The organism is Chryseobacterium sp. BLS98 (assembly GCF_001045445.1).
GTDB lineage: Bacteria > Bacteroidota > Bacteroidia > Flavobacteriales > Weeksellaceae > Chryseobacterium.
The window spans coordinates 990,182-1,015,117 of record NZ_LFNF01000002.1 but is presented as its reverse complement, the minus strand read 5'-3'; the positions used below and the strand labels follow the sequence as shown (position 1 = coordinate 1,015,117).

Annotated in this window: 21 protein-coding genes and 1 tRNA gene; 4 read left to right on the top strand and 18 right to left on the bottom strand. The window is 36.3% G+C overall.

The features are described 5' to 3' along the window. Nucleotides 1–223 precede the first annotated feature (223 nt). The 8 genes from ACM40_RS09620 to ACM40_RS09585 form a co-directional block, all read right to left on the bottom strand. A complete protein-coding gene (locus ACM40_RS09620) occupies nucleotides 224–3,046 on the bottom strand; it encodes an aminopeptidase (protein ID WP_228376161.1) in 2,823 nt (940 codons plus the stop codon). A 53-nt stretch (nucleotides 3,047–3,099) separates the two neighbouring features. Further along, the gene (gene pyrF / locus ACM40_RS09615; RefSeq protein WP_048502578.1) at nucleotides 3,100–4,479 is read right to left on the bottom strand and encodes an orotidine-5'-phosphate decarboxylase; all 1,380 of its coding nucleotides are present in this window, start codon (nucleotides 4,477–4,479) and stop codon (nucleotides 3,100–3,102) included. A gap of 125 nt (nucleotides 4,480–4,604) precedes the next feature. After that, nucleotides 4,605–4,946 carry a YkvA family protein gene (locus tag ACM40_RS09610; protein ID WP_048502577.1) on the bottom strand — a complete coding sequence of 114 codons (342 nt, stop codon included), beginning with the start codon at nucleotides 4,944–4,946 and terminating at the stop codon, nucleotides 4,605–4,607. An 83-nt stretch (nucleotides 4,947–5,029) separates the two neighbouring features. Then, nucleotides 5,030–5,569 carry a TlpA family protein disulfide reductase gene (locus ACM40_RS09605; RefSeq protein ID WP_048502576.1) on the bottom strand — a complete coding sequence of 180 codons (540 nt, stop codon included), beginning with the start codon at nucleotides 5,567–5,569 and terminating at the stop codon, nucleotides 5,030–5,032. Nucleotides 5,570–5,613: 44 nt separating this feature from the next. Next, nucleotides 5,614–6,177, bottom strand: a complete 564-nt coding sequence (locus ACM40_RS09600) for a thioredoxin family protein (protein WP_048502575.1) — start codon at nucleotides 6,175–6,177, stop codon at nucleotides 5,614–5,616. Nucleotides 6,178–6,194: 17 nt separating this feature from the next. After that, a complete protein-coding gene (aroC, locus tag ACM40_RS09595) occupies nucleotides 6,195–7,265 on the bottom strand; it encodes a chorismate synthase (RefSeq protein WP_048502574.1) in 1,071 nt (356 codons plus the stop codon). Between the two features lie 50 nt (nucleotides 7,266–7,315). Then, nucleotides 7,316–8,947, bottom strand: a complete 1,632-nt coding sequence (locus tag ACM40_RS09590; RefSeq protein WP_048502573.1) for an LIC_10190 family membrane protein — start codon at nucleotides 8,945–8,947, stop codon at nucleotides 7,316–7,318. Nucleotides 8,948–8,998: 51 nt separating this feature from the next. Next, nucleotides 8,999–9,559 (bottom strand): YMGG-like glycine zipper-containing protein, encoded by a 561-nt coding sequence (locus ACM40_RS09585; protein ID WP_048502572.1) that lies wholly within the window; start codon nucleotides 9,557–9,559, stop codon nucleotides 8,999–9,001. Nucleotides 9,560–9,796: 237 nt separating this feature from the next. Between ACM40_RS09585 and ACM40_RS09580 the strand changes: the two genes are divergently transcribed. The 4 genes from ACM40_RS09580 to ACM40_RS09565 all read left to right on the top strand — a co-directional run bounded on the left by ACM40_RS09580 (nucleotide 9,797) and on the right by ACM40_RS09565 (nucleotide 15,158). Next, complete coding sequence (locus tag ACM40_RS09580) at nucleotides 9,797–10,243, top strand: hypothetical protein (RefSeq protein WP_048502571.1); 447 nt, start codon at nucleotides 9,797–9,799, stop codon at nucleotides 10,241–10,243. 1,231 nt (nucleotides 10,244–11,474) lie between these two features. Then, nucleotides 11,475–11,765: a hypothetical protein gene (locus ACM40_RS09575; RefSeq protein ID WP_048502570.1), complete on the top strand. Its 291-nt coding sequence runs from the start codon at nucleotides 11,475–11,477 to the stop codon at nucleotides 11,763–11,765. A gap of 76 nt (nucleotides 11,766–11,841) precedes the next feature. Beyond that, a complete protein-coding gene (locus ACM40_RS09570; RefSeq protein WP_048502569.1) occupies nucleotides 11,842–12,588 on the top strand; it encodes a GLPGLI family protein in 747 nt (248 codons plus the stop codon). Further along, nucleotides 12,588–15,158 carry a hypothetical protein gene (locus ACM40_RS09565; RefSeq protein ID WP_048502568.1) on the top strand — a complete coding sequence of 857 codons (2,571 nt, stop codon included), beginning with the start codon at nucleotides 12,588–12,590 and terminating at the stop codon, nucleotides 15,156–15,158. Before ACM40_RS09570 ends, ACM40_RS09565 begins: the two co-directional genes overlap by 1 nt. 304 nt (nucleotides 15,159–15,462) lie before the next feature. Here ACM40_RS09565 and ACM40_RS09560 read toward each other — a convergent pair. From ACM40_RS09560 to gmk, 10 genes are all read right to left on the bottom strand, one after another. Continuing rightward, a tRNA-Cys gene (locus ACM40_RS09560) sits at nucleotides 15,463–15,533 on the bottom strand. Nucleotides 15,534–15,591: 58 nt separating this feature from the next. Continuing rightward, nucleotides 15,592–16,098 (bottom strand): RDD family protein, encoded by a 507-nt coding sequence (locus ACM40_RS09555; protein WP_048502567.1) that lies wholly within the window; start codon nucleotides 16,096–16,098, stop codon nucleotides 15,592–15,594. Nucleotides 16,099–16,127: 29 nt separating this feature from the next. After that, nucleotides 16,128–17,492 (bottom strand): DUF4403 family protein, encoded by a 1,365-nt coding sequence (locus ACM40_RS09550; RefSeq protein ID WP_048502566.1) that lies wholly within the window; start codon nucleotides 17,490–17,492, stop codon nucleotides 16,128–16,130. A gap of 30 nt (nucleotides 17,493–17,522) precedes the next feature. Next, nucleotides 17,523–17,894 (bottom strand): dihydroneopterin aldolase, encoded by a 372-nt coding sequence (folB, locus tag ACM40_RS09545; protein ID WP_048502565.1) that lies wholly within the window; start codon nucleotides 17,892–17,894, stop codon nucleotides 17,523–17,525. Nucleotides 17,895–17,907: 13 nt separating this feature from the next. Beyond that, nucleotides 17,908–19,206 carry a threonine synthase gene (thrC, locus tag ACM40_RS09540; RefSeq protein WP_048502564.1) on the bottom strand — a complete coding sequence of 433 codons (1,299 nt, stop codon included), beginning with the start codon at nucleotides 19,204–19,206 and terminating at the stop codon, nucleotides 17,908–17,910. A gap of 30 nt (nucleotides 19,207–19,236) precedes the next feature. After that, nucleotides 19,237–20,160 carry a homoserine kinase gene (locus tag ACM40_RS09535; RefSeq protein ID WP_048502563.1) on the bottom strand — a complete coding sequence of 308 codons (924 nt, stop codon included), beginning with the start codon at nucleotides 20,158–20,160 and terminating at the stop codon, nucleotides 19,237–19,239. Nucleotides 20,161–20,170: 10 nt separating this feature from the next. Next, the gene (gene thrA / locus ACM40_RS09530) at nucleotides 20,171–22,621 is read right to left on the bottom strand and encodes a bifunctional aspartate kinase/homoserine dehydrogenase I (protein ID WP_048502562.1); all 2,451 of its coding nucleotides are present in this window, start codon (nucleotides 22,619–22,621) and stop codon (nucleotides 20,171–20,173) included. 401 nt (nucleotides 22,622–23,022) lie between these two features. Continuing rightward, a complete protein-coding gene (locus ACM40_RS20555; RefSeq protein WP_165579294.1) occupies nucleotides 23,023–23,169 on the bottom strand; it encodes a bacteriocin-like protein in 147 nt (48 codons plus the stop codon). A 39-nt stretch (nucleotides 23,170–23,208) separates the two neighbouring features. Then, complete coding sequence (gene nadA, locus ACM40_RS09525) at nucleotides 23,209–24,228, bottom strand: quinolinate synthase NadA (RefSeq protein WP_048502561.1); 1,020 nt, start codon at nucleotides 24,226–24,228, stop codon at nucleotides 23,209–23,211. 118 nt (nucleotides 24,229–24,346) lie between these two features. Next, entirely contained in the window at nucleotides 24,347–24,910 is a 564-nt protein-coding gene (gmk, locus tag ACM40_RS09520) for a guanylate kinase (protein ID WP_048502560.1), read from the bottom strand. Nucleotides 24,911–24,936: the final 26 nt, after the last annotated feature.

Below are 24,936 nucleotides of genomic sequence, written 5' to 3'. Positions count from 1 at the left end.
TTTTTTATGACTTTAATACTGTGTTTGACTATTTATTTAATGTATTTGTTTTTATAATTATTTTTTTATTCGTGTGGTATTATTTTTGATATTTATAGAATACAGATGAAAAATTTTATAATTTTTTCTAATCTAAGCGAATAAAATTTATTTATAGTAATAAAAGTTAGTTTTCAATATAACATGTTAAAGAAGCAGCTGTTTTGCAGTTGCTTTTTTATTTTTAGTACCATCCTCTTCTGGCAGCATTGATAACAGCTCCAAGATTGAGAACCAGGGTATATCTGATGCGTTTTGCATAATCCTTGAAAGAAGGTTCAAAACCTAGTGAAGACTGTATCGGGAAATAAATCTCAAGAAAATCAGGGATAAGTCTTACCTTAATTCCACTGTCCCAGATAAATTCTGCAGGACGGTTTTTATTTTTGTAGATTCCTGCATCCGCATATACATGGAAAATCTTCCATACACTGGAATCTACGTTAAAAGAAGTAATCCATTGATTCACAGATCCGGGGATGAAAGATTTGAAGCCTCCGTCAGCAAGGATAAACTGTTGTGAAAGAAGCCCGCTGTTGGCACTTTCGCCCAAAAGATTATAAGAGAAAGAATAATTGGATACCCTCGAAATTCCATAATTGAAAGTATTGTTCCTGGTTTCATTTCTTATAAAATAGCCGGCAAATAACCTGACACTTAGCTTTTGCTTGGGAGCAAATTCCCATCTGTAAAATCCTTCGGCAGTTATTTTATTGAAATCCTCCATGCCCTGAGTACTCAGGTTCAGGCTTTTTTCATGGATCATCTGGCTGTCGCTGTATCCATATCCTGCACTCCAGAGATTATACTTGTCATAGTCCTTATTCGCAATCATTGCCGGGCTAAGATCTCTTTCTAAATAATTATAGGAAAATCCTAAGCTTCTGCTTACCGTACTTCGTGGGTTTTTCCTGAAATTGAAATTAGAAAATACGGAACCTTTCCTGTAAGCCAGTCCGTAATCATAATGAAAATAGGATCCGGACACTCCGAAAGTGATACTTCTGAAAATACTTTCAGCAGGAAGGAAAGAGTAGGAGATCGCCCCTGATCCAGTCAGTTTACCGGTTCCTGTACTGTAAGTAGGTGTGAACGAATACAGGAATTTCTGGTCAAAGAATGACTGGTTTTTCAAATTCACCCCCAGAAGGAATTTATCGTAAGTATTGTTAAAACGTACTCTTGGAGTGACGTATATTTCGTTATATTCAGGATTGGGAATATCCTTAATAAGTTTGAATTTTATTTTTTTAGTATTCGAAAACAGACCTTTTGCGTATAAAAAGTTGTCCCGGTATTTAGATTCCGGAAAAATATAATCTGAATTCAGTGTTACCTTGTGAATGTCTTCTGAAGAGGGAAGGGCAAAGTTTATAACCCTTTTTTTTTCTTCCGTTTCTACCCAATAGGATTTTATTTCACCTCCGCTGGTTTGTGTTTCGAGCCTTACCGGAATAGGAGAATCTGTATTTTTACCGATTTTGATATTCAGGGAGTCTTCCTGTTTCTTAATATTTCTCAGTTTGAAGTTCACCCTGTTTTTTTGTTTGAAAAAATCACTGAGATAAGCAGATGTTTTTTCTTCTTCGGCTAATTCTTTAAGAAAATCTTCCGGGTCAATTTTTTGATCCGTGTTTTTGGAAATATAATCCTTCACAATATTGTTAAAACGATCATAGCCCATTTTTTCTGCTGTATAGTTGAAAAGACTTCCGGTTTCAAAACTACTGATCGCCATATCATTAAAGTTGCTCAAAACGGTAAAGTTTTCGCTGATCTTCTGGTCTAGATTCTGGGACATAATATATTGATAAGCCAGTCCGTAACGGTCGATTAGCTTTACTTTGGATGCATGGAACAGTTTTAGTGGTTTGACTCCGAAAATACGGGTTTCCGGCAGTGTACCCAATAACTTGGTGTCCTTATAGAATTTTTGGAGATACTGTATTTCCAGATAGGATTTTAAACCATTTTTAAACCAATGGCTTTTCTGCTTGTCGGCAATAACGCTTTCGTCCAGTATTTTTTTTGCAATAATTCCGAAATAATCAAGATCTGTTTTTTCCGAATCGGTGAAGAGCTGAAACTTGAATTTCCAGAAAGTAATATCATTATTTCCGAAGAAATCTTCTGAAGATCTGAATTTTTCGGAAATGAATAGATTTTTGGGAAGGAAACCTATTCTTTCTTTAATGAACTTCAAATGTAAAGGCAGATAAAATTCAAGGTTTTGCTTTTCTTCCGGTTTCAGATTATACCCGAATTTAATTTCAGTATCTGTACCATCTACATTTACTTTTATGGAAGAGAGCCCGTTGGGGGAGATCACAAATTCAGGATCGGAATCAAGATAGCCTTTAAAGGCATTCATCTGGATCTGTGGCAGGTTACTTTCAATAAAACTATTGGGTGGCAGATCAAAATTGACGGTCCAGAAAGTGTTGAAACTCACGGATTCCTCAATATCGTGATAGTTTCTTTTGGAAATATTGTCCGGATCAAAATGATCCGGAACAATAAAGAAATATTTTAATGCAGTAATCTGATCAGAAGTCCCGTAACCCGTAAATTTTTTATCGGGAAGCAACATTCTGTACTGAAGCTGTAATTTGACGCTTTCACCAGGCTTCAAAACCTCTGTTAGAGGGAGAAAAAGATTTTCATCCGTATTGGAATTCACCGGGACAGGCTGCTGTGCGGAATTCTTAATCTGAAGATCAAGAAGCTTGCCCAACTGACCGGTCTTTGCAAAATGAAGATCACTGTTTCTGTCTTCCAGTTTTCTGTAAACTAAGGATGTTCCTTTTTTATTGTAAGCAGAAACCCAGTTGAGAAGCTTTACCGAATGAAGGTCTTTTCCGGAATGATTGTAATACACAATTTCCTGATTAACTTCCAGCGTTTTTCTGTCGGAAGATAATTTCGCTTCTATATATATACTGTCTTTCTGCCCGGAAACCTGTACAATTCCCCAAAACAAAACAAGGCAAGTGGTGATCTTTTTCAATATCCTGTGATAAAGCCCAAATATAAACTTATTTTGAATATTTTCAGCAGGATTTAGTCCTGGATCATATTTTTTTGCAAAGAATTAACATATGCATTCCAGCCTTCGTTTTTATAAGTAACGGCAGCGTTTTCGGGATCATCAGACTTATAAATTCCCCGTCCTACAATAATAAAATCGGAGTGAAGCATTTTGAAAACATGTTCCGGTGTATTGTACTGCTGTCCTTTTCCGTCTCCTGAGTCTGCAAGATTAACGCCCGGAGTAAACAGTAACAGCTCTTCAGGAATCTGGTTCTGTGATACACCTCCTATTACATTAGGATGAGATAATGCTACTTTTAAAGCTTCTTCACGATAGCTGGCTGTAGTAAGGGTACCTTTGGAAGACATTCCCACAATGGCAACAACTCCTACGTTTTTAAAGCAGTCTAAAGATTCAAATCCTCCGATTACCTGGGAAGTAACAAAATCTGCCCAGTCTGTAATTTTAAATATCCCGCTGGTAAACTGCAGTTCCTGGGTGTTGCCGATATCTGCAAATTTTCTGTCCTCCATCAGTAAGAACTGGTGTTTTTCTGCCAATGCTTTTAAAGGAATAATTGTTTTTTCGTATTCAAAATCTGAAATGATATCAATATGAGTTTTTAAGGCAACAATATGCGGACCTACTTTTTCAGCAAGAGCCAGAAGTTCCTGTGTTGTGGTAACGTCTGCAGATGCAATCAGGTTGGATTTTTTTGCCAAGGCAGTCTCCAGTAATTTTTTAGAAACGGAATGCTGCGCATGTTCCAGCTTCTGCTCGTAAGAACTTCTGGTCTTTTCTTCAAACTGAATATGGTTCCCTTGAAGGAAATCCTGAATTCTTTTTACTTCTTCATCAGACAGTTCCCCGGTTTCCTGAAGAATGGTACAAACCTCGGAAATATTGAAAAGGGTATGAACCCGGTAGCCTTTGCTTTCTAATAACTGTTTCCCGCCTTGTTCTCTGTCGAGAACAACAACGATATCGGCTACTTTAAGATCTTCCTGTTCTACTTCTGCAATCGTTTCTATAAGGGATTTTCCGGAAGTGATGACATCTTCCACCAAAAGACAGTTTTGACCTTTCTGGTAAATTCCTTCGATCAGTTTCTTTGTTCCGTAGTTTTTTGCTTCTTTTCTTTTGATAATTAATGGAATATAGCTTTCCAGAGACATGGCAGTAGCCATCGGAAGGGCTGCATAAGGCACTCCGCAGATGAGATCAAAATTATCCAGAGGAAGCATTTCCAATAAATAATTTGCCAGATTCTTTAAGATTTTAGGGTCTGAGGCCAAAGGTCTGAGATCTACATAGAACGGACTTTCAATACCGCTTTTTAGGGTAAACCTTCCGAATTTGATAATGCCCAGCTTGTAGCACTCTAAGAAAAACTCTTTTTTACTTTCCATTATTTTTTATTAGATACTGCAAATTTAATGATTTGAAATAAGGCTTAAAAATTTATCATTCATTTGTCAACAAAAAACCATCCTGAAATGTTTCAGGATGGTTTAAAAAATATTTATGTAAATTATTATTTTACAATTTCTGCATCGATAACTTTAGTGCCTCTCAGCCTCTGCTCTGCTTCCCATAGTAAGAATTTATCCACTTCTTTGATAAGTTTTGGAATCGTCAGGGACAATACTGCAAGATCATCCATAACTCCTAGAACAGGTACGGCAAACTCGGGAAGTAAGTCAATAGGGGAGATGACGTATAAAATCCCCAGAAGAGGAAGGATAATATCGATGGATCTCATAGGATATTCACCTTTTCTCCATAATTTGACCATTCTGAAAATGTCAGGAATTTTTTTGACGAAGCCTTTGTGGCTGATGGCTTCTTTTGCAAGATTCAATTTTGAATATTTCATTTTTGTGTTTAGTTTTAATCAATTTTCAACATTATAAATTTCGCAAATTCTATACCAATTAATTATAAAATTTAGTTAAAAAACTATTTGATAATATTGTCAATGAACTGATGCACAGTCTCTGTGTTCCAATCTCTGTAAGCATCTTCCTTAATGATGATCCTTCCGTGCTGATCAATCAGAAAAGTGGTGGGAAATACTTTGGGAAGGATTTTTTCAGAAATAGGACTCTGTGCAATATATACGGGAACTGAATAATTGTTATCTTTTAAAAACTTTTTTACATCTTCTTCCTTGTCATTCATAGCAATAAGAATAAAATCTACATTTCCTTTTCTGGAATCATATAGCTTCTGGATCGTAGGCCATTCTTTTCTGCATGGAGGGCACCAGGTTCCCCAGAAATTAAGGAAAATAGGTTTATTTTTAAAGGTTTTTAGGTTGGTGCTTGGTACATTAATTCCTTTCAGTTCGATGTCATAATCTTCTTCGCTTACATGGACGGCATTTTCAATCGTTGCGATCGGGAAGAACTGATCTCTGAGATATTCTTTCACGCCCGGAACAAAGGCTATCACACCGATAATAATAATGAGGACAAGATAAATGATGTTCTTTTTCATAGCTGATCTTTACTGTTATTGTTGCCGTCTGGAGTTCAATGCTTTTATAGTAATTCCAGAATCTCCTGAACTGCATCCTTACCTCTGTTTTTGGCATAATACAGCTGCAGATCATTATAAAAATTATCTTTAGGATAGGCTTCAGGATTTGCTTTGTGCTTCATGAGCAGCTCGTATCCGTATTTTGGACGCGGTCCCCATGAATTTTTTACATTGAAATCTTTATCAAGGATAATTACTTTAGGAATAGATTCTGTACCGTTGGTCAGATATTGGCTGATCAGGCTTTTGTCACTATCTCTCAGAAAAATTTTCACATCATTGTGCCCCTTGAAAAAAGTAACAAGGGCAGGAACTGTAGCGCTGGCATCACCACACCAGGCTTCTGAAATAATCAGTATTTTTCCGTCAAAATTTTTAGAAGCCAGCTGTTTTAACTGTTCCTCATCCGGAACATACTTTTTCAGGGTTCTGTCCATTCTCTGAAGCCCGAGCTCATAGTATTGTTTATAGTCAGTTTCCTGTTGATTGGCAGGATTTTCTAGCCTTTCTTTTGCGATGCGGATATATTCTTCAAAAGATATTCCCTGATCCCAGTAATTTTTCATTACCAAAAATATTTATATTAAAAATTATTGATGTTTCTTGTCTTGTTGATCAAAAATAAATCGGCCAGTACAAATGCCGCGAGACTTTCCACAACAGGAACAGCTCTCGGCACTACACATGGGTCGTGACGTCCTTTTCCTTCTACAATTACAGGATTTCCATGTTTGTCCACACTGTCCTGAGGTCTTAAGATCGTGGCCACAGGTTTGAATGCCGCACGGAAATAAATATCCATCCCGTTAGAGATTCCTCCCTGAATTCCTCCTGAAAGGTTAGATTTAGTGGTGAAATCTGTATTAAAAGCATCATTATGCTCTTTTCCGGTCATTTTAGCTCCGCAGAAACCACTTCCATATTCAAATCCTTTACAGGCGTTGATATTCAGCATCGCTTTTCCCAATTCGGCCTGGAGCTTGGAAAATATAGGTTCCCCGATTCCTACAGGAACATTTTTGATCACGCAGGTAACGGTTCCGCCAATGGTATTGCCTTCTTTTTTGATTTCTTTGATTCTTTCGATCATTCTTTCAGCAGTTTCGGCATCCGGGCAACGCACAACATTACTTTCCGTTTTTGAAAAGTCTAAAGCCTGGTAAGGTTTTTCACAGAAAATATCGCCTACGGAAGATACATACGCATTGATCTCAATGCTGGATAAAAGCTGTTTGGCCAATGCTCCCGCAACTACCCAGTTGATGGTTTCCCTTGCTGAAGATTTCCCGCCACCACGATAGTCCCTGATCCCGAATTTCTGGTCATACGTAAAATCTGCATGACTCGGACGATACGAATCTGCAATATGATCATAGTCTTTCGACTTCTGATTTTCGTTTTCGATAATAAAACCGATTGGAGTACCTGTTGTTTTCCCCTCGAAGATTCCTGAAAGGAATTTTACCGTGTCACTTTCTTTCCTTTGAGTGACAATTGCGGACTGGCCGGGTTTCCTGCGATCCAATTCATATTGAATTTTATCGAAATCTACCGTTAAACCTGCCGGGAAATTATTGATGATACCGCCGTAAGCCACGCCGTGACTTTCTCCAAATGTTGTAAGACTGAGAAGATTACCTAATGTGTTGAACATAGTACAAAATTACCTATTTTTCTTCAGATAATAAAGTTTCTGGATTTGTTCTATTTATCAATGTTTTTGATATTATTGATAACGTTTCCTGCTTCCTTTTTTTCTTCTGGAGTGAGTTTTTTCCAGATAAATCCCTTTTTAATATTTTTTGGGTCGATGTATTGTGGGAAAATTCCGGCATTGACATCATCAATAATATAACTTGCTGAAATTGCGGGAACAGGAGTATCAAAATTAAAAGGATAATCTTTTGATACATTGAATTTTAAGTTTCCTGTCCGGAAGGTTTTAAATTTATTGTAATGATAGGTTGAAGGTCTATAAATCTGTTCTTTTTTTATTCCGGCCATGAAATTTCCCGGTCTGAAACTGGGAATGTAGTTTCGGATTAAAGTAGGAAAGCTTAAAATTCCTATTACTAACATTCCTGATAGTGAGAAAAAAACAAGAGCATTTTTTTTGTTAAGATGAACGAGCAGAACAAAAAATATAACAAAAAACACGTCAATAAAAAACCGATACTGTGCTGAAAAGGCTAAAACACATACACTTTTTACCAGGATTGAAATGCAGATCAGGCTGATGATCTTTTTCTTTTTAACAATAGCAAAAACCGAAAACAAAATCAGGCTTAGAATGAAAAATAGGTTGATTTTTGATTTAATGCCTTGCAGTGTAAACCAGTTTTTGAAGGCTTCAACAGAAGAAAGCTTTTGTATTTCCTCATATGTATACTGCATGTCGTAGGTTTTCTGAACAGCATATTGTGATGAAATTTTTAATACTTCCGGGTTGGGTTTCCAGCTGAAACCAAAATCACCTGCAGCCACAGGAAATATAGGATACCCGAATGTCCATATATTTTTAATAAAGAATAAAATAAGAATTCCTGTTCCCGGGAGCCAGCTTTTATAATTAGGTTTTAAAATAAATACAGAATATAAAAATACCAGTAATGGTAACCATATCATTGTGGGTTTTATGGAAAAAACAAAAACAGCAAAAGAAAAGAGAAGAGTGATATTTCTGTTTTCTTTAAGAATCTCATTCAGAAGGATGAGTGATAAAACAATGACGGGAAGATCCGGGCTGGGAGACTGTGAAAAAAGCAGCAATATGGGAATAAAGCACAGCTGAATCCAGGTTTTGCTTTTAAAAATATAAAGCGTGTAAGCAATAAGTAAGATGGCATTAATCCTTAAAAATGGATCAGAAAAATCGGAAAACCCGGCCTGAAAAATATGCCAGACGGACATCTGCCCCAATGTAAGATCGAGATTAGAAATTCCTTTTACCAGTCCATATTCTGTAATCCATTTAATAGAAGGGATATAATATCCAAAATGATCCAATATATAAGGATGGAAAGCGCTGCAGTATAAAATAACAAGTGAAATGCCTCCAATTAAAAGGGTATCTTTCTTTGAAAACTGATTAATCTCCTGATACATTTTCTTTTTAAAAAAGAAAAAAACTCCGGTGAGTACGAATGGAATTTCTACATATATATTAATAGGTATAAAAAAAGACAAAACAGTCCATATCATGCTGAGCCCCATTGTTCCGGTCAGAATACTGCCGGTAACTTCTCCGGAAAGAGTTCCCAGGAAGCTTTCTATTACTTTCCCCCAGCCTGCTAGCACTGAAAGGATAAGAACTGAAGAAAGGAGAATTAGGATCATAAAAAAAGATTGCTTAAAAATAAGCAATCTTTATATGTTATCGTAAAAATATTAATTACGTGGCTGAACTCTTCCGTCTTTTCTATCTCCGGCCCTACCGATCGTATAACCGGTTGCACCCCCAACGACACCGCCTATCACGGCTCCAAGACCTCTGTTTTTCTTAGCAACAATAGCTCCTAATGCAGCACCACCTACGGCACCAATAGCTGTTCCTTTGGCTGCTTTACTCCATCCTTTCTTTTGGGTGGCGGTAGTACCGGTACCCTGTGAAGAGCTGTTACCATTATTTGCATAGGTTTCGCCTCCTGAATTGGAATTGGATCCTCTGTCTCTATATACTGTTCTTGTTTCTCTTATGATCTGAGGCTTTGAATTGGCTGCAGCCGCTGCCTGAGATTTTTTGCTTTCAGAGATACTGTCTGCTTTTTTCTGCGCTTCGTATACTATTTTTTCTTTCTCGATGGCCAGCTTTTGTTTTTCTATTTCAAGCTGTCTTGCCTGAAATTCAAGTTTTTGCTCTTCAAGAGATTTTTCAGCTGTCCTTTCGTCTTTTTTACAGGCTGTCAGTAAAAAAACTGATAAAAAACCTGCTAATACTATCTTTCTCATAATTCAAATTTTAATAAGTAGTCTCAACCGAAACGGTGGCAACTTTCTTTTTATTTCCAATTATGAAGCCAAAATTTAGTTAATAAGTGTTAAAGTGGTGCCTCCGATAAAAAAGTGGCAGGAAAAATTTCAGCATTTTAGCTTGTCATGCGGTCCGGATGTAATTTTAAGTTAATTAAAAGTTTTTATTCAATTCATATGAATTGGTTACTTTTGGAAATACCAAATTACTTTATTATGAAAATATCAGTTTTTAAAACAATGGCTTTTGTGGCCCTGTCAATTATGGCCTTATCATGTTCAAACGATGAAATGATATCGGATGTTCAACCTCAGACGCATTCGGAAACCTCTAAACAGGTTTTGAAGACTCAGACTTACAAGCTAAGATTCGGTATTGTTAACCTGGATGGTACGAAGTCTCTTTCAGGAAACTATGATGTAGGAAGCTTCCTGGCTGAGAATACAGTTACAGGTGAAGTTTATGATACGTATTACGGTGGTGGTTTTCAGGCTCTTCCGGCATATAATGAAGGAATTCCAGCGGGAACATACACCTTTTCTGCGATGCAGGGACAAGGCGGTTGGGCTGGTTATGGTTCTGTGACAGGAACTGTATCGGATGCTCAGGTAGATGCAGACGGATATATTACGGTATATATTCCTATGACCTGGGCTGAGTAGTTCAGGGAAAGATCAGACTACTTTATAAATTCTCATATGAGGATTTTTAATTTGTGTTTTTGAGCCTCCTGCTGGAGGCTATTTTTATGCTGAATAATATTAAATAAAAAGTTTCCCATTTCTGAGAAGCTGTTCTCATATATTTAAAGTTACTTTACTTTATTGATCAACCTGTGAAGTTTGTAAGTCCGATAATTCAGGAGTTGATAGATTTCCCGTGAATTGGTATGCTGATATTCAGCTGTTTGAGTTGGCTTTTATATTTATTAATTGGAAATAATTTCGATAAAAAATACATTTATGACTGAACTCATAAAATATAAAAAGAGAAAAGCACTATTTTTGAAATGTAGAATTATAATGAATAGTTTATTATTTTAAATTATAAAAATTTTTTTCATCATTTGTGTTTTTGAGGCCTCCGCAATGGAGGCTTTTTTATTTATGCAAGGATGCTTTTCTTTAAAAGAATTTCTCTTTATACTTTTCTGACATAAATGCCGTTTTAGTTTTAACGAAGGTTCTGCTAAAAAGCAGAATAAAAGAATTAGCTCATTATAATAGTTTCAAAACATGATATTCGTCATGGAAATACATATGATAGCCGGAGGAATTGGTGTCTAACATGCTGGAATTGCTTTATTTATAGGTTATTCAGGAAGGATTGATTATTGGTATGATCATTATTTCATTCAAAAAATATTTTCTTGTCATTAAAACTTTGGCACGATTTTTCAATATATGAAGCAACTCATGTTTAATTTGAGTTTTCATGGTTATTAGTTTTTATCCCCGAAGCAATTCGGGGATTTTTTTATTGTTATATATTATTAAAATTGGTGGTATAGATGACAGAAAATAAGGGGCAGAATCAATTTTTATACTCATTTTTTTATCACAAAAGGGAAATTCTGAGAAAGTAAAGCAATTGTAAGTGCTATTTCCTATCTATTTTAAAGAAAGTTATAAAGAATAGGTCTAAGTTCTATTAGAAATAATAAGATGTTTATATTCAATTGTTTACTGTTTGTGGATTTATAAAATTAAGCTCATGGATTTATAAATCTATAAGCTATGTGTTTGCATTATCATTTAATCTTAATGCATCTTTGCTGTGGGGGTAAAAATTAATATTTATTCTTTGTATGTGTACAGTATAAAGAATAATTATAAAGCTGATCAGCGAAAAACCATGTAAAATAATTTACTCAATTTAAAAATTAAACAAACAATGAAAACATTCTTATTCACAGCGATGCTATTCGCGGGGACCACTTTAGGATTTGCTAAGAGCAATGCACCAGCTCATAATTTTTCTAATGACAACAAAGAATCTGTATCTTTGAAATCTACAACTGTTAAAGCAAACTCTAATGAAAAAGCAGTAGATGTAAAAAATATCTGTCATCAAACTGTTTTTACTACTGAGGTTACTTACAGTTATTTTGATGATGGTATGGGAAATCTTATTGTAACAAAATCAACTGATTTAGTGATGACCACCTATTGGTATGGTTGCTAAACAATGTGCTTACTGAAAGTATAATAATAAGAGCGTCTGGTTATTTAGACGCTCTTATAAATACAATTTATTAGATATGAAATACACTCTTTTTATCTCTTTATTCTTTTTAAATCTTATTCATGCTCAGAATTTAAAAGTAGAATATGAATATGTAAATAAGCAGAATCTTAATGAATATTCTTCGGAATCTTCAAGTGCATTTAAAAATCAGGCTGAAGAAAAGCTTAAAAAACCTCAAAAGCAAATCCTTTACTTTAATGAAGGAAATACTTTTTATAAAAATATTACTGCTGAAGGATTTGTAAATGAAAAAGAAAGAAAAAAAGTTGATGAAAGGACTACGAATATAACAAAGGAATCTTTTGTTATAAAACCTATTAAAATTTTTCATAAAAAAAATGATCCAGGTTTCTACCAATATCAAAATTTTGGAGATGATGAATTTTATAAATATTATACTCCTAAATTTTCTAAAGTAGAGTATAAAGATGATGTAGAGCAGATTGAAAAATATACCTGCAAATTAGCAGAGGTTACATTAGATAATGGAGGCCTGGTAAAAGTATGGTATGCAGAAGAATTTCCGGTAAGTGCAGGTCCTTATGTATATAACAGTTTTCCCGGTCTTGTATTGAAAGTGGAATCTGCCAATTTTATTGTCTATGCAACCAAAATAAGTAATGATGGAAAAGCAGCCGATTTTGAGGCGATGAACCCGAAACTTAAAGTTTTAGACCAGGAAAAAGACGGGGATAAAATTCAGGAGATTATGAAAAATGCTTCAAAAGTAAAAGAAACGCATACAGACATCAGGCTATAATGAATTTTAAATATTCAGTCATTGTTTTTTTATTGCTTTTCAGCTATTCTTTTTCACAAAATATTAATATTGAAGTTAAAGAAGCGAACGGAACTCCTATTTCTGAAGTAAACGTTCAGCTTCTTAAAAACGAAAAAATCTTAAATTTTCAAAAAACAAACGATAAAGGCGTTTGTACTTTCCTGCTTTCCGAAAAAGGGATTTTTTCCCTGAAATTTACCTCTTTATTATACAAAACAAAAGTGTTAGAGATTAATACCAACGAAAAAAATGATTTTGAAGTGGTATTGGAATCCCAGGTTAAAACAATTCCTACAGTAGAAATAAAAGCACGTCCCAAAATAGCCAGTGCCAAAGAAGATACGATAGCTTTTAATCTGAAAGCTGTAAGAGACGGTACAGAAAGAACAACCGAAGATCTCATCAAAAAGCTTCCGGGACTTAATATTAATGAAAATGGAAAAGTAACCTATAAAGGGAAATCCATAGGACAGGTTTTAATAGAAGGAAACGAGTTTTTTGGGAAGAACCATAAAATGGCTACTCAGAATATTTCAGCTGATATGGTTGAAAGTATTGATCTCTGGCAAAACTATACAACCATTAACGGCAATCGATCCACAGCACTTAATTTAAAGTTGAAAGAAGAGTATAAAGGAAAAGTTACCGGAAATATAGAAGCCAATTACGGGACTAAAAATTCATATCTGGGGCATGCCAATTTATTCAGGCTCGGAAAGCTTGGAAATTTAGCTTTGATTGCGGACGCCAATAATATTGCTAAGGATCCTATCAGCTTCATGGATTTTTACGAAATGAATACGCAGGAGGATATAGATAATGCCGATAATAATTCAAATATAGACATTCCTACATTTCTTAATAACGACGGAAAAGTAAAATCTAAAGATAACCAGTTTGGAGCCCTGCAATATTCCAAGTCGAAAAATAATTTTAGCATTACGGCTTTTTCTATTTTCAATAATGCACAGCTGGATAAATTTTCAACTTCTAAAAGGACTGTATTCGAAGGCCAGTCAAAGGATTTTAACTTCTATGAGCAAAGGACAGAAAACAATAAAGGTTTTTTAGGCACTACTCAGATTAAAATGAAAAAAAGCTTTGCAGATGAGAGTTTTCTGTATTATAATTTCGGTTATAACCCTACTCAGGATGATTTTAACCAAAATGTAGATCGATATGCTCCAGTCAATGCCAATTTTTATGCAATTAATAATACGGTAAAAAATAATGGGATAAGTAATTTCCTTTCGTGGAATAAACAGTTGAATAACTCAAAAATAATCTTTGCCTTCAGCCAGCTGAATGAAGATTATTCGGGAGGTTTAAATATCTTGTCAAATAATAATCTGTTCCTGACCGGTAATACTTCATTGTTTCAGCAATATGATGTCAATTCAAACAGATATGGACTGGACTTTTATTTAAAGAATAAAAACAATTTTGTTAATGTTAATTTCCATTCAGGATTTTCTTATAAAAATGAAGAATCAGAACTTACTGAGTCCGTATCCCAGACCAGCGAGAACAGAATACTTAAAACTTATCACTATATCAATGATCTGAATGTTTACAGACAGTTAGGGAAATTTGATTTATCAGCTTCTTTAAGTTCTCATTTTCTGAATGTCAATGAATATGAAAAGCATTATTTTGAGAAAAGGCTGAGGTTGCAGTATAGTCCCGTATCCAAAGCCAATATGGAAATAAGTTTTGAATATAACTCCAAGTACAAACTTCCTGGTTTAAAGCTTCTCCAGTATAATCCTTTATATACCAAGGATCTGTATTTTAATCAGAATATAAACCTTACGCCCAGTTTACTGAGCAATACAGATAGTTATAAATTAACATTTCATCGCGCCTATTTAGAAAAAGGAAGCAGTATGTTTTTAATGCTGATGTATGATAAAACACAGCCTAGCTATACGACCAATACAACCAATTACGGGACATTTTCAGGCATGGAAAATACAATCGGGAAATATAATGACCGGTTCATATTTCTGTTTGCAGGTGACCGGAGAATTAGTAAAAATTATATTTTAAAAACAAAATTTACGAGTGCTTTAAATAGGAACGTCAATTTCATCAGCGATAATGAAAATATTTCTTCCGTTCAGAATTTTGAACTGTCCCAAAAACTTTCTACGAATTTTAAAAACAAGCCTTTACAGTTCGATTTGGGTTACACTTTTACTAAAAGTATTTTTGAGCAGAGTTTTTATGATACCACCTCTAAACAGGATAATATAAAACTGTCTTTTGGGGTAAGAGCCAATATTAAAAAAGAATGGATAGGCAATGTTTTAGGGGAGTATTTAATACAGAAAACAGGAGAAACTACACTCAGGAACTTTTTAATTGGAGGTCAGATTTCATACAGAAAAGAAAAATCAAACTTTGAATACAATCTGCAGTTTAATAACATTCTCAATTTAAACTCTTTTCAGTATATCAATAGTTATACAAGCCAGCTTGGTATAGATGAGATTTCTACAACAGCTCTGCGTGGTTATATTATGGCCGGATTGAAATTCAATTTTTAATTAATTTAAATTGATAAAAACAAGTAAAATTTTTTTAACACTGTTTTCCAGTTTTTCTTTCAAGAAAATTATGTTTTTTAAGAAAAGATACCACGAAAATCACGATTCCTGGAGTTATATATACTCGTGGCATATGGTTTGGTTAAAAACTATTACCATCACTAATAATATATCTTTCATTTCTAAAAATTACACTTTTGCCTCTCGTGCCCCGGGAGGCTTTTTTTATAGTTTTCAAAATAAAGATGATTACAAATAAAAAACCTCTAAAGATCTTTTGTAAGATAATTAGAGGTTTTTGAAGAGGTACCTAGCGGATTCGAACCGCTGTAGATGGTGTTGCAGACCACTGCCTAGCCGCTCGGCCAAAGTACCATTTTTACCATTTTTGAGGTGTGCAAATATAGCAAAAATTTTTAATGAACAAAAATTTTTAAGTCATTTCTTTCGCTCCAATACTGCTTATTTCTTCTTTTAATTGTTTTTCAGCAAGATAGTTTTTACCATTAATTACTCTGGTATCGCTCCAGCTGTCATGCCAGCCGTTATTCCCTAAAAAAGAAAGTGTGTCAAAAGGTACAGCGCGGGAAAATGTACGTGCAATAATCTGTTGGGCTGTTGGTTTATTTCCGTCTATACTGATCACTTCTGTTCCTGTAATATATTTAGCGATAGTCTTACCCAGATAATATTCCATAAAAAAGAAATAGGAAAAAGACAGAGCCAGGTAAATGAAGAGCACGATCAGGGTAAAAGTAAAACTTTGATCCTCATCTTCAGCAGATAATCCCTCTCCATATACTATAGAGTATCCTATTCCAAATATAAAAAAGAATGCATAATAAATAGCCTGTATAAAAAGTCTGTCTAAAAAGTAATTAAGAAAACGATTGCCTGATGTGGCCTTATGTCTGTCGACAGCTGCCAGATACTTCCTCATTTGTGTATTAGTTTTTATTGATCTATAATTTAAATTCCGTTAAGTATTAATTTTAAAGTGGCATTGGTTTCAATAACAGCAGTGATTCCCGATTCGTTTAATAAAACACGGCCCGGTTTGAGATTAAAAACTCTCCCGTTCATCTTTAAGCCCTTATAATATTCTTTATTAAATGCTTCTTCAATACTTTTCTTCGAAGCCAGTTCCAGGTCCTGCGTCGGGATTCCGTATTCCTCTTCAATCATCTTTACAATTTTTCCCTTAAAAAGAAGAGTAGCCGTTTTCTGTAGAATATTGGCGGTTCTCAGATTAAATTTTGTATTGGAAAGTACAATTTTCTTTTTCGTTTCATCATATACGGGAATTCCGGAAATAATGGCTTTACCATTCACATAACCTTCCGTTTCAGCTTCAATGATGACTCTTCCTTCCGAGCCGTAAACCCGGATATCTTTGATTTTAACTTTAGAACCTCTTACATCATATTCTTTGTTCATGAACATATTGCGGGCAATATTCGTTGCTTCGGAAAAAGGGACATTCGCGGTGGTCTGCAGTAGGAATTTATCTGCCAAAGCAGGAATAACGTTAAAATTACTTGCCGATTTTACTGTCGGGGTAGCGGCAGGTTTACTTCCTGTAAATGTTTCCGAATAAATATCCATTCCTATATTGGTGGTAATTTCATTTCCATAAAACTTCAGAGGAGTGATGTTTACGCCGACCGGAGTTATTTTTAGCCAGGTATTATACTCTTCAGAAATATTAAAAGGCTGGGCAAAAACATTCCAGGCCATTACCGCATACTGCTGGAAGTTCAACTGAGTACCCATTTGCTGATCAATAGTTTTGGCGAATTTCCCTTGCTGTTCCTTCAGGCTTTTCTCTACCAGTGAAGTGATAGGAATCTGTATTTTACCATAATCCAGAACGGGTTTTGTTACCCATCTGAAGCCGTTGGGCTGCGTATTGGTAGAAATCGTCCAGTTATTGTTGAAGCTGATAGTTGTGTTGAAGGACATCACCGTTTCAAAAGTCGTATTCTGATACGAATATACTCCCAAGGTACCGATGCCTTTCTCTGCCCAAATTTTTATAGGAACCTCAATCAGCAGGTTTTGACTTGTTCCGCCCACTAAACGGATGGGACGGGTTTTCCATACCTTTACCTTAAACTGGTCATTGTTGTTATCCGTATAAGAGTCATCCTGAAATATCAGTTCCTTTACCGAAGCGTTAATCATATTACTGATTTCGGAAAGCGGGATAGTGACCGGCATCGTAATATTGGAACGTATTTTCGGGAAATTATAAACGGGAGATTGATTATCAAGGGCAGTCTGCCCAAAAATCATGGTGAAGCTTAATAAAAATAATAATTTGATGGATTTCAATTCTTTATATTTTTTTGTGAAGATGAAAATTTAAAAATCGTCAGGCTTGAAGCTTTTTTCAAGTTCAATACTTGCCCCTTTCATTTCCCCCTCCATGGGTGGTGAAGTTTTGGTGATCTTCAGCTTTATGTATGAAATCTGGGGGAAGCTTTGATGGATCTTCATGATGATCCTTCCCGCCACATGTTCCAGTAATTTGGATTTAACGGACATTTCCTGTTGAATGATTCCGTTGATGTCAGCATAGCTTATCGTATCGTTCAGGTCATCCGTTTCTGCGGCTTTCCAAAGATCCGTATGCAGTTCTGCATTCAAAATATAATAGGTCCCGATGATATTTTCTTCGGGAAGTACGCCGTGGTAGGCATATATTTTTACATCTTCAAGAAAGATCTTGCTCATTTGTTCCTGATTTTTATTTCAGCAAAAATCGTTTTAATTCTTCAAAATCTGCATGTATTTCTACAGTTTTTTTCTCCTTTTTCATAAGGGCATGCAATGCTTCAGGTACTTCAGTAGTGATATGGGCTGCTTTTTCCACAGCTTCAGGAAATTTCACGGGATGTGCAGTTCCAAGTATGAAGCCTTTTTTGCCCGGATTTTCATCCAGGTAATGTTCCAGGGAAGCAAATGCTATAGCGCTGTGAGGATCAAGGATATATCCATATTTTTCATAAACTTCTTTTATAGTTTCTAATGTTGATGCATCATCAATGGAATATCCCGAAATCATACTTTTTAATGAATCAAACTGATGCTCGAATAGCTCCAGAATCCTCGTGAAATTACTTGGATCCCCTACATCCATGGCATTAGATAAGGTTGCCACAGCTTTTTTAGGATGATACTGATGGGTGTTCAGATAATCGGAAACTATATCATTCTCATTACAGGCAGCGATGAATTGTTCTGCAGGAAGCCCCCGGAAATAGGTAAGAAGCCCAGCACAGATATTTCCGAAATTTCCGCTTGGGACACTAATGACGGGGTCCTGGTTCTCATGCTGCTTCCATTGTTTTAAAGCTAATAGATAATAGATCTGCTGTGGAAGCCATCTTGCAATATTAATGGAGTTTGCCGAAGTTAAAAAAAGTTCAGAATTAATGCTTTCATCCGAAAACGCCTGCTTCACAAGATTCTGGCAGTCGTCAAAATTACCATTCACTTCCAGTGCAGAAATGTTTCCGCCTAATGCGGTAAGCTGCTTTTCCTGGACGGCACTTATCCTGTTTTTGGGATAAAGAATCACAACATTAATTCCCGGAACATTATAAAAACCATGGGCAACAGCACCTCCCGTATCTCCGGAAGTGGCAACGAGCACTGTTACCTTTTTATCCTGATCCTTCAAAAAATATGACAGGCAGCAGCTCATAAAACGGGCTCCCACATCTTTAAAGGCTAAAGTAGGTCCATGGAAAAGCTCCAGAACAGAGATCCGTTCATTGATTTTCTTCAAAGGAATATCAAAGCTGATGGTTTCTGCTGCGATATTTTTTAATACCTCTGCTGGAATTTCATCCCCAATAAAATCTTTCATGCATCTGAATGCAATTTCTTCGTCAGAATACAAATGCAGGTTCTGAATAAATTCTTCATCAAACTGAGGAATCATTTCCGGGAAAAAAAGTCCTTTTTGGCTGCCCTGACTTTTTATAGTAGCTGTTTTAAAATTAACGGTTTCCTGCCTGTTCTTTAAATTATAATATTTCATTGTTTTTTAATTTGTTGGGTTCATCATTGATCATTCTTCAACGATTTCAATTCCGGAAGGATTTATTTTTGATACATATACAAAACTCCTGATTCCAATTTCATCATATATAGATTTCATCAGCCGGGCAATTCTTTCTGCTGTTTCTTTTTCTTCTGCGAGCATAAAAATGGAAGGCCCTGAACCGGAAATTCCGCCTCCAAGCGCTCCGGCTTCCATACTTTTCGTTTTGATCTCTTCAAATTTCGGAATCAGAATGCTTCTTACAGGTTCTACGATCACGTCATTAAGGCTTCTCCCAATCAGAGAAATATCATTTTTAAGGATTCCGGCTACCAGTCCTGCAATATTTCCCCATTGTTCAACGGCATCTTTTAATAAGATGCTTTTCTTAAGAATCTGCCTTGCATCAGAAGTTTTAACTTCTACCTGCGGATGTACCGCAGCTACAAAAAGATCCGGGCTTCTCAGTGGTATAATATCAATAGGAGAGGAGGATTTTACCAAAGTGATCCCTCCATAAATGCATGGGGCAATATTATCCGCATGACGAACTCCGGAAGCAAGCTCCTCACCAAACATGGCGAAGTGTACCAATTCCTCATCAGATAAGATGTTGCCCAATAGCGAATTAGCTCCAAAGGCGGCTCCGGCGGCGCTAGCCGCACTGGAGCCGAGCCCGCTGCCCGGCTTGATATGTTTACGGATCGTTACTTCAAAACCTGTTGTCAGGTTTAATTCCTTCATGATATTCTGGAGTACAACACCCGCCACATTTTCCGAAGGGTTTTCCGGAAGCCCGAACTGGTCTTCATGCCTGATGATAATCTCCGGCTTATCCAGTAATTTCAGCTCCATTTCATCATAAGGTTCATGAATAGCCATTCCAAGGATATCAAAGCCGCAGACAAGATTGGCAACGGTAGCAGGAACCTTTATTTTTATTTTTTTCATAGTATTTGTTTTAAACTGAACGTATAATGTCTGCAAAAACACCGCTTGCCGTTACTTCAGCACCTGCTCCGGCACCTTTTACAACCAGAGGCTGTTCGGAGTACCTTAAAGTTTTGAAGATAACGATGTTGTCTTTGCCATACAAGTGATACAAATCGCTGTCCGGAGCTACATGCTGAAGTCCTACTTTAGCTTTTCCATCTTTAAATTCAGCAGTATATTTTAAGATTTTGCCGTTGCTTTGGGCATCACTCACCAGATTTTTGAAGTGATCTTCATACTCGGTAAGCTTTTCATAAAAATTTTCCACACTTCCCTGAAGGCATTCTTCCGGCAGAAAACTTTCATTTTCAATATCTTCAAACTGAAGCTGGTAACCTGCTTCTCTTGTCAGAATTAAGATTTTCCGGGCTACATCCGTTCCTGTAAGATCCAGACGGGGATCCGGTTCTGTAAAGCCTTCTTTCTGTGCCTGGGCGACAACTTCTGAAAATGATCTGCTTCCGTCATAATTGTTGAAAACAAAATTCAGGGTTCCGCTTAGAACGGCCTGTATCGATGTAATTCTGTCCCCGCTTTTGATGAGGTCATTAATGGTGCCAATAACAGGAAGTCCTGCTCCTACATTGGTTTCAAAATAGAAACGGCAGCTATGGTTCCTGGCCGTATTTTTTAAATTTTTATAGATTTCAAAATCTGAAGAAGCTGCAATTTTATTACAGGCAACAATATTAATGCTTCTTTTTAAGAGACTTTCATATACTTTCGGAACATCTGCACTTGCTGTAATATCAATAAAAACAGAATTCCGAAGATTCCGTGAAATAATCTCTTCTGCAAAACCGTTAATAGAGGCTTCAACACCTTTTTCGCCCCAGTTATTATAATCGTCTTCGGAAATTCCCTGATCGGAAAAAAACATTTTGCGGCTGTTGGAAAGTCCTGCTATTCTCAAGTTGATCAAATTATTTTCGCGGAGGTAAGCATTCTGCTCAAAGATCTGCTCTACCAGCTTTGAGCCTACATTTCCGGTACCGCAAAGGTAAAGATGTACCTGTTTGATTTCGGATTCAAAGAATTCTTCATGAAGGACATTAACTGCTTTTTTAGTGTCTTTTTCTGAAATTACAATGCTGATATTTCTTTCTGAAGATCCCTGAGCGATGGCTCTGATGTTAATGCCGTTGTTACCCAGGCATCCGAACATCTTCGCACTGATCCCGCTTCTGTTCTTCATATTTTCTCCTACCAGTGCAACAATGGAAAGCCCGGTTTCTATTTTTACGGGAGCAGTTCTCTGAAGTTTTATATCGTCCGCAAATGATAAATTGACCGCATTTTCTGCATGATAGATATCTTTTTCATTAACGGCAATTGTAATGGAATGCTCCGAGGATCCCTGGGTAATCAGAATAACATTGATTTTTTCAAAGCTGAGACACTGGAAGAGTCTGGCAGAAGTTCCGGGAATTCCAACCATTCCACTGCCTTCCAAAGTGAGAAGAGCAATATGGCTCATATTAGAGACCCCTGCAACAGATTTTTTGATTTCATCCGATGACAATTTCAGATTATGGGAAACCAAAGTACCCTGGACATCCGGATCAAAAGTATTTTTAATCTTAAGGTCAATATTCTTTGCCATTACAGGCTGTATGGACGGCGGGTAAAGTACTTTAGCTCCAAAATGGGAAAGTTCCATCGCTTCATGATATGAGATTTCCGGGATTGGTTTTGCATTGGAGACTAATCTTGGATCTGCGGTCATCATGCCATTCACATCGGTCCAGATCTGAAGCTCTTCAGCTGAAACTGCTGCTGCAATAATGGCTGCGGTATAATCTGAACCACCTCTTCCTAATGTTGTAGCATTTCCGTTTTGGTCGCTGGCGATAAAACCTGGAGCAACAATAATTTGATTTTTATTATTCGCTGCAAAATTCTTCAAATTGTGATTTGTAATTTCAAAATCTACTTTTGCATGGGCAAAATTACTGTCTGTTTTAATCTGTTCAGCTGAATTCATCCACAGGCAATCCAGCCCTTCATACTGAAGTCTCGCCACTATAATGTTGGATGACAGAAATTCTCCATATGAGGTGATCCTATCTTTAATTTTATCTGTGAACTCGCCCAGGACGAAGATACCGTTATAAATATCTTCCATATCGTTAAAATGTTTTTTTACAAAACTGAGCCATGAGCTTTGCTCTAAAACGGGAATCAGTTCTTTAACGAGCTGCAGGTGATTTTCTTCGAGATCTTTAATGATTGGGATATAGTTTTCATTTTTAGCGGAAGCATACTCAGCAGCCTTTATCAGTTTGTCGGTAACACTGTGAAGTGCTGAAACTACAACCATAACTTTGCTCTGTAAAGCTTCTTTTTTAATAATATTTTCTGCCAGAATAATGTTCCGGGCATTGGCAACTGATGTACCGCCGAATTTTAAGACTTTCATCTATTGGATATTTTGAAGTTGGTAAAATGAGAGAAGTTACTCTTTAAAAAAAGAGTACAGGTACAGGAAATAATATGTGAAAATTTACCCCGCTACGGGGTAGTTGTTGTAGTTGTGAATGTAGAAACAGATGGTAGTGCCGAAAGTAATTCCGGTACAGAAATATCTGATATGTTTCTTAGAAAATTCATTCTTTACCAAACAAATGTACAAATTATTTGGAGATAACAAAATTATTTATGAGAAATGATTGTATAGAAAATCAATTCAAGGATATATTTACTCAGAACCAATTTTTTAAAAAGTGAAAGATTAGAGAGATTTTAATGGAAAATTAAAAAGGTTGTCTCTTTTACTTTGAGACAACCTTATACTATTAAAATTGATTAATTCATCAACTTTTAAGAAGTGGCTAAACATTTTGGCGGGCTACCGCATACTCCGGGAATACATACTTCATCGGGTTTACAATAAGTATCACATTCTCTTGCTGTTCCGCCATTGATGGTTTTCAGACATTCTTTGTCTAATTTTTTTAAATTTTTCATAGATAAGGATTTTGGTTGGTTCCTTAAATATATAAAAAATTATTTTATGCTTTTTGAAAGGTCCAGCATTGCCTCAATCGGCTTCAAAGCTCTTAAACGAAGCTCTTCGTCGATAAGGATTTCAGGAAGTTCATATTTCATGCACAGGTAAAGCTTTTCCATAGTGTTGCGCTTCATATAGAAACATTCCGAACAGTTACAGCTTTCGTCAAAAACAAGAGCAGGGATAAGTTCTTTATGCGGTGCACGTTTTTTCATTTCGTGAAGAATTCCTTCTTCTGTGGCGATAATAAACTTCTGACAGTCGTCTTTTTCTACAAAATTCAACAGGGCAGAAGTGGACCCAATGAAGTGGGCAAGTTTCAGTACTGCTTCTTCACTTTCAGGATGGGCAATAAGTTTAGCATCAGGATTGTCTGCCATCTGCTGGGCAATTCTTTCCATTGAAAATGCTTCGTGTACGATGCAGCTTCCGTCCCAAAGGATCATATCGCGGCCTGTTTTCTTAGATAAGTATCTTCCCAGGTTTTTATCCGGTGCAAAGATGATCGGACGGTCTTTCGGAAGTGCTTCGATCACGGTTTCCGCATTGGAGCTGGTCACGATAATATCACTTTCTGCTTTGGTTTCCGCGTTACAGTTGATATAGGTGGCGATCAGGGCATTCGGGTGCTGTTCACGCATTTTTCTCAGACCTTCTCCTGAACATCCGTCTGCAAGGGAGCATCCTGCCATAGTGTCGGGAAGAACTACCTTTTTAGTTGGATTCAGGATTTTAGCGGCTTCAGCCATGAAGTGAACTCCGCAGAATACGATCATGTCTGCATTAGTTTCTTTGGCCTGTCTTGCCAGCTGCAAAGAGTCACCAAGGAAATCAGCGATATCCTGAATTTCTCCCGGCTGGTAATAATGGGCCAGGATCACTGCATTTTTTTCTTCTTTAAGTTTCAGAATGGCTTTCACCAATTCTTCTCCTTGAGGGATTGCTATATCTTTTATATCCAAAAATCCTCTTACAGGAATGGCAGATTTAGCTTTTTCTAATGTTTCGGTACTCATATCAACCTCAATGTTTTTGATTATAGAAGTTAGAGATTAGAAATTAAAAGTCAGAATGTTATAGTTTGAATTGTAATGATTCTTCAAGCCTTCATTCCGGACTTCCATCTTCCATTCCTTAATTCCCAATAAATTTTTTTATTAAACTTTCTATTTCTTTTTTTGCTTCGTCAAGATCGGTATTGATAACGATCTCGTCAAACTCTTTCGCAAAGGTCATTTCTTCTCCTGCCTTTGCAACACGTGTTTTGATGGTTTCTGCATCATCTGTGTTTCTGGAGATCAATCTTCGTTCCAATTCTTCTATGGAAGGCGGCTCAATGAAAATGGAAAGGGCTTTTTCTCCAAAATATTTTTTTAAAGAAATCCCTCCTTTTACATCCACATCAAAGATGACCACCTTCCCCTGATTCCAGATCTTTTCCACTTCAGATTTTAAAGTACCGTAATATTTGTCAGTGTATACTTCTTCATATTCAACAAAAGCATCTTCTGCTATTTTTTGTCTGAATTCATCAGGACTCAGGAAATGATAATCCACGGCGTGCATTTCACTTCCCCTGGGCTGTCTTGTGGTACATGAGATTGAAAATGCCAGTTCCGGAAATGTTTCCAGAGAATGCTTTACTAAGGTTGTTTTTCCGCTCCCCGACGGTGCTGAAAATATGATAACTTTATTCATTTTGTTCCGGGTTTCGGGCTTTGAGT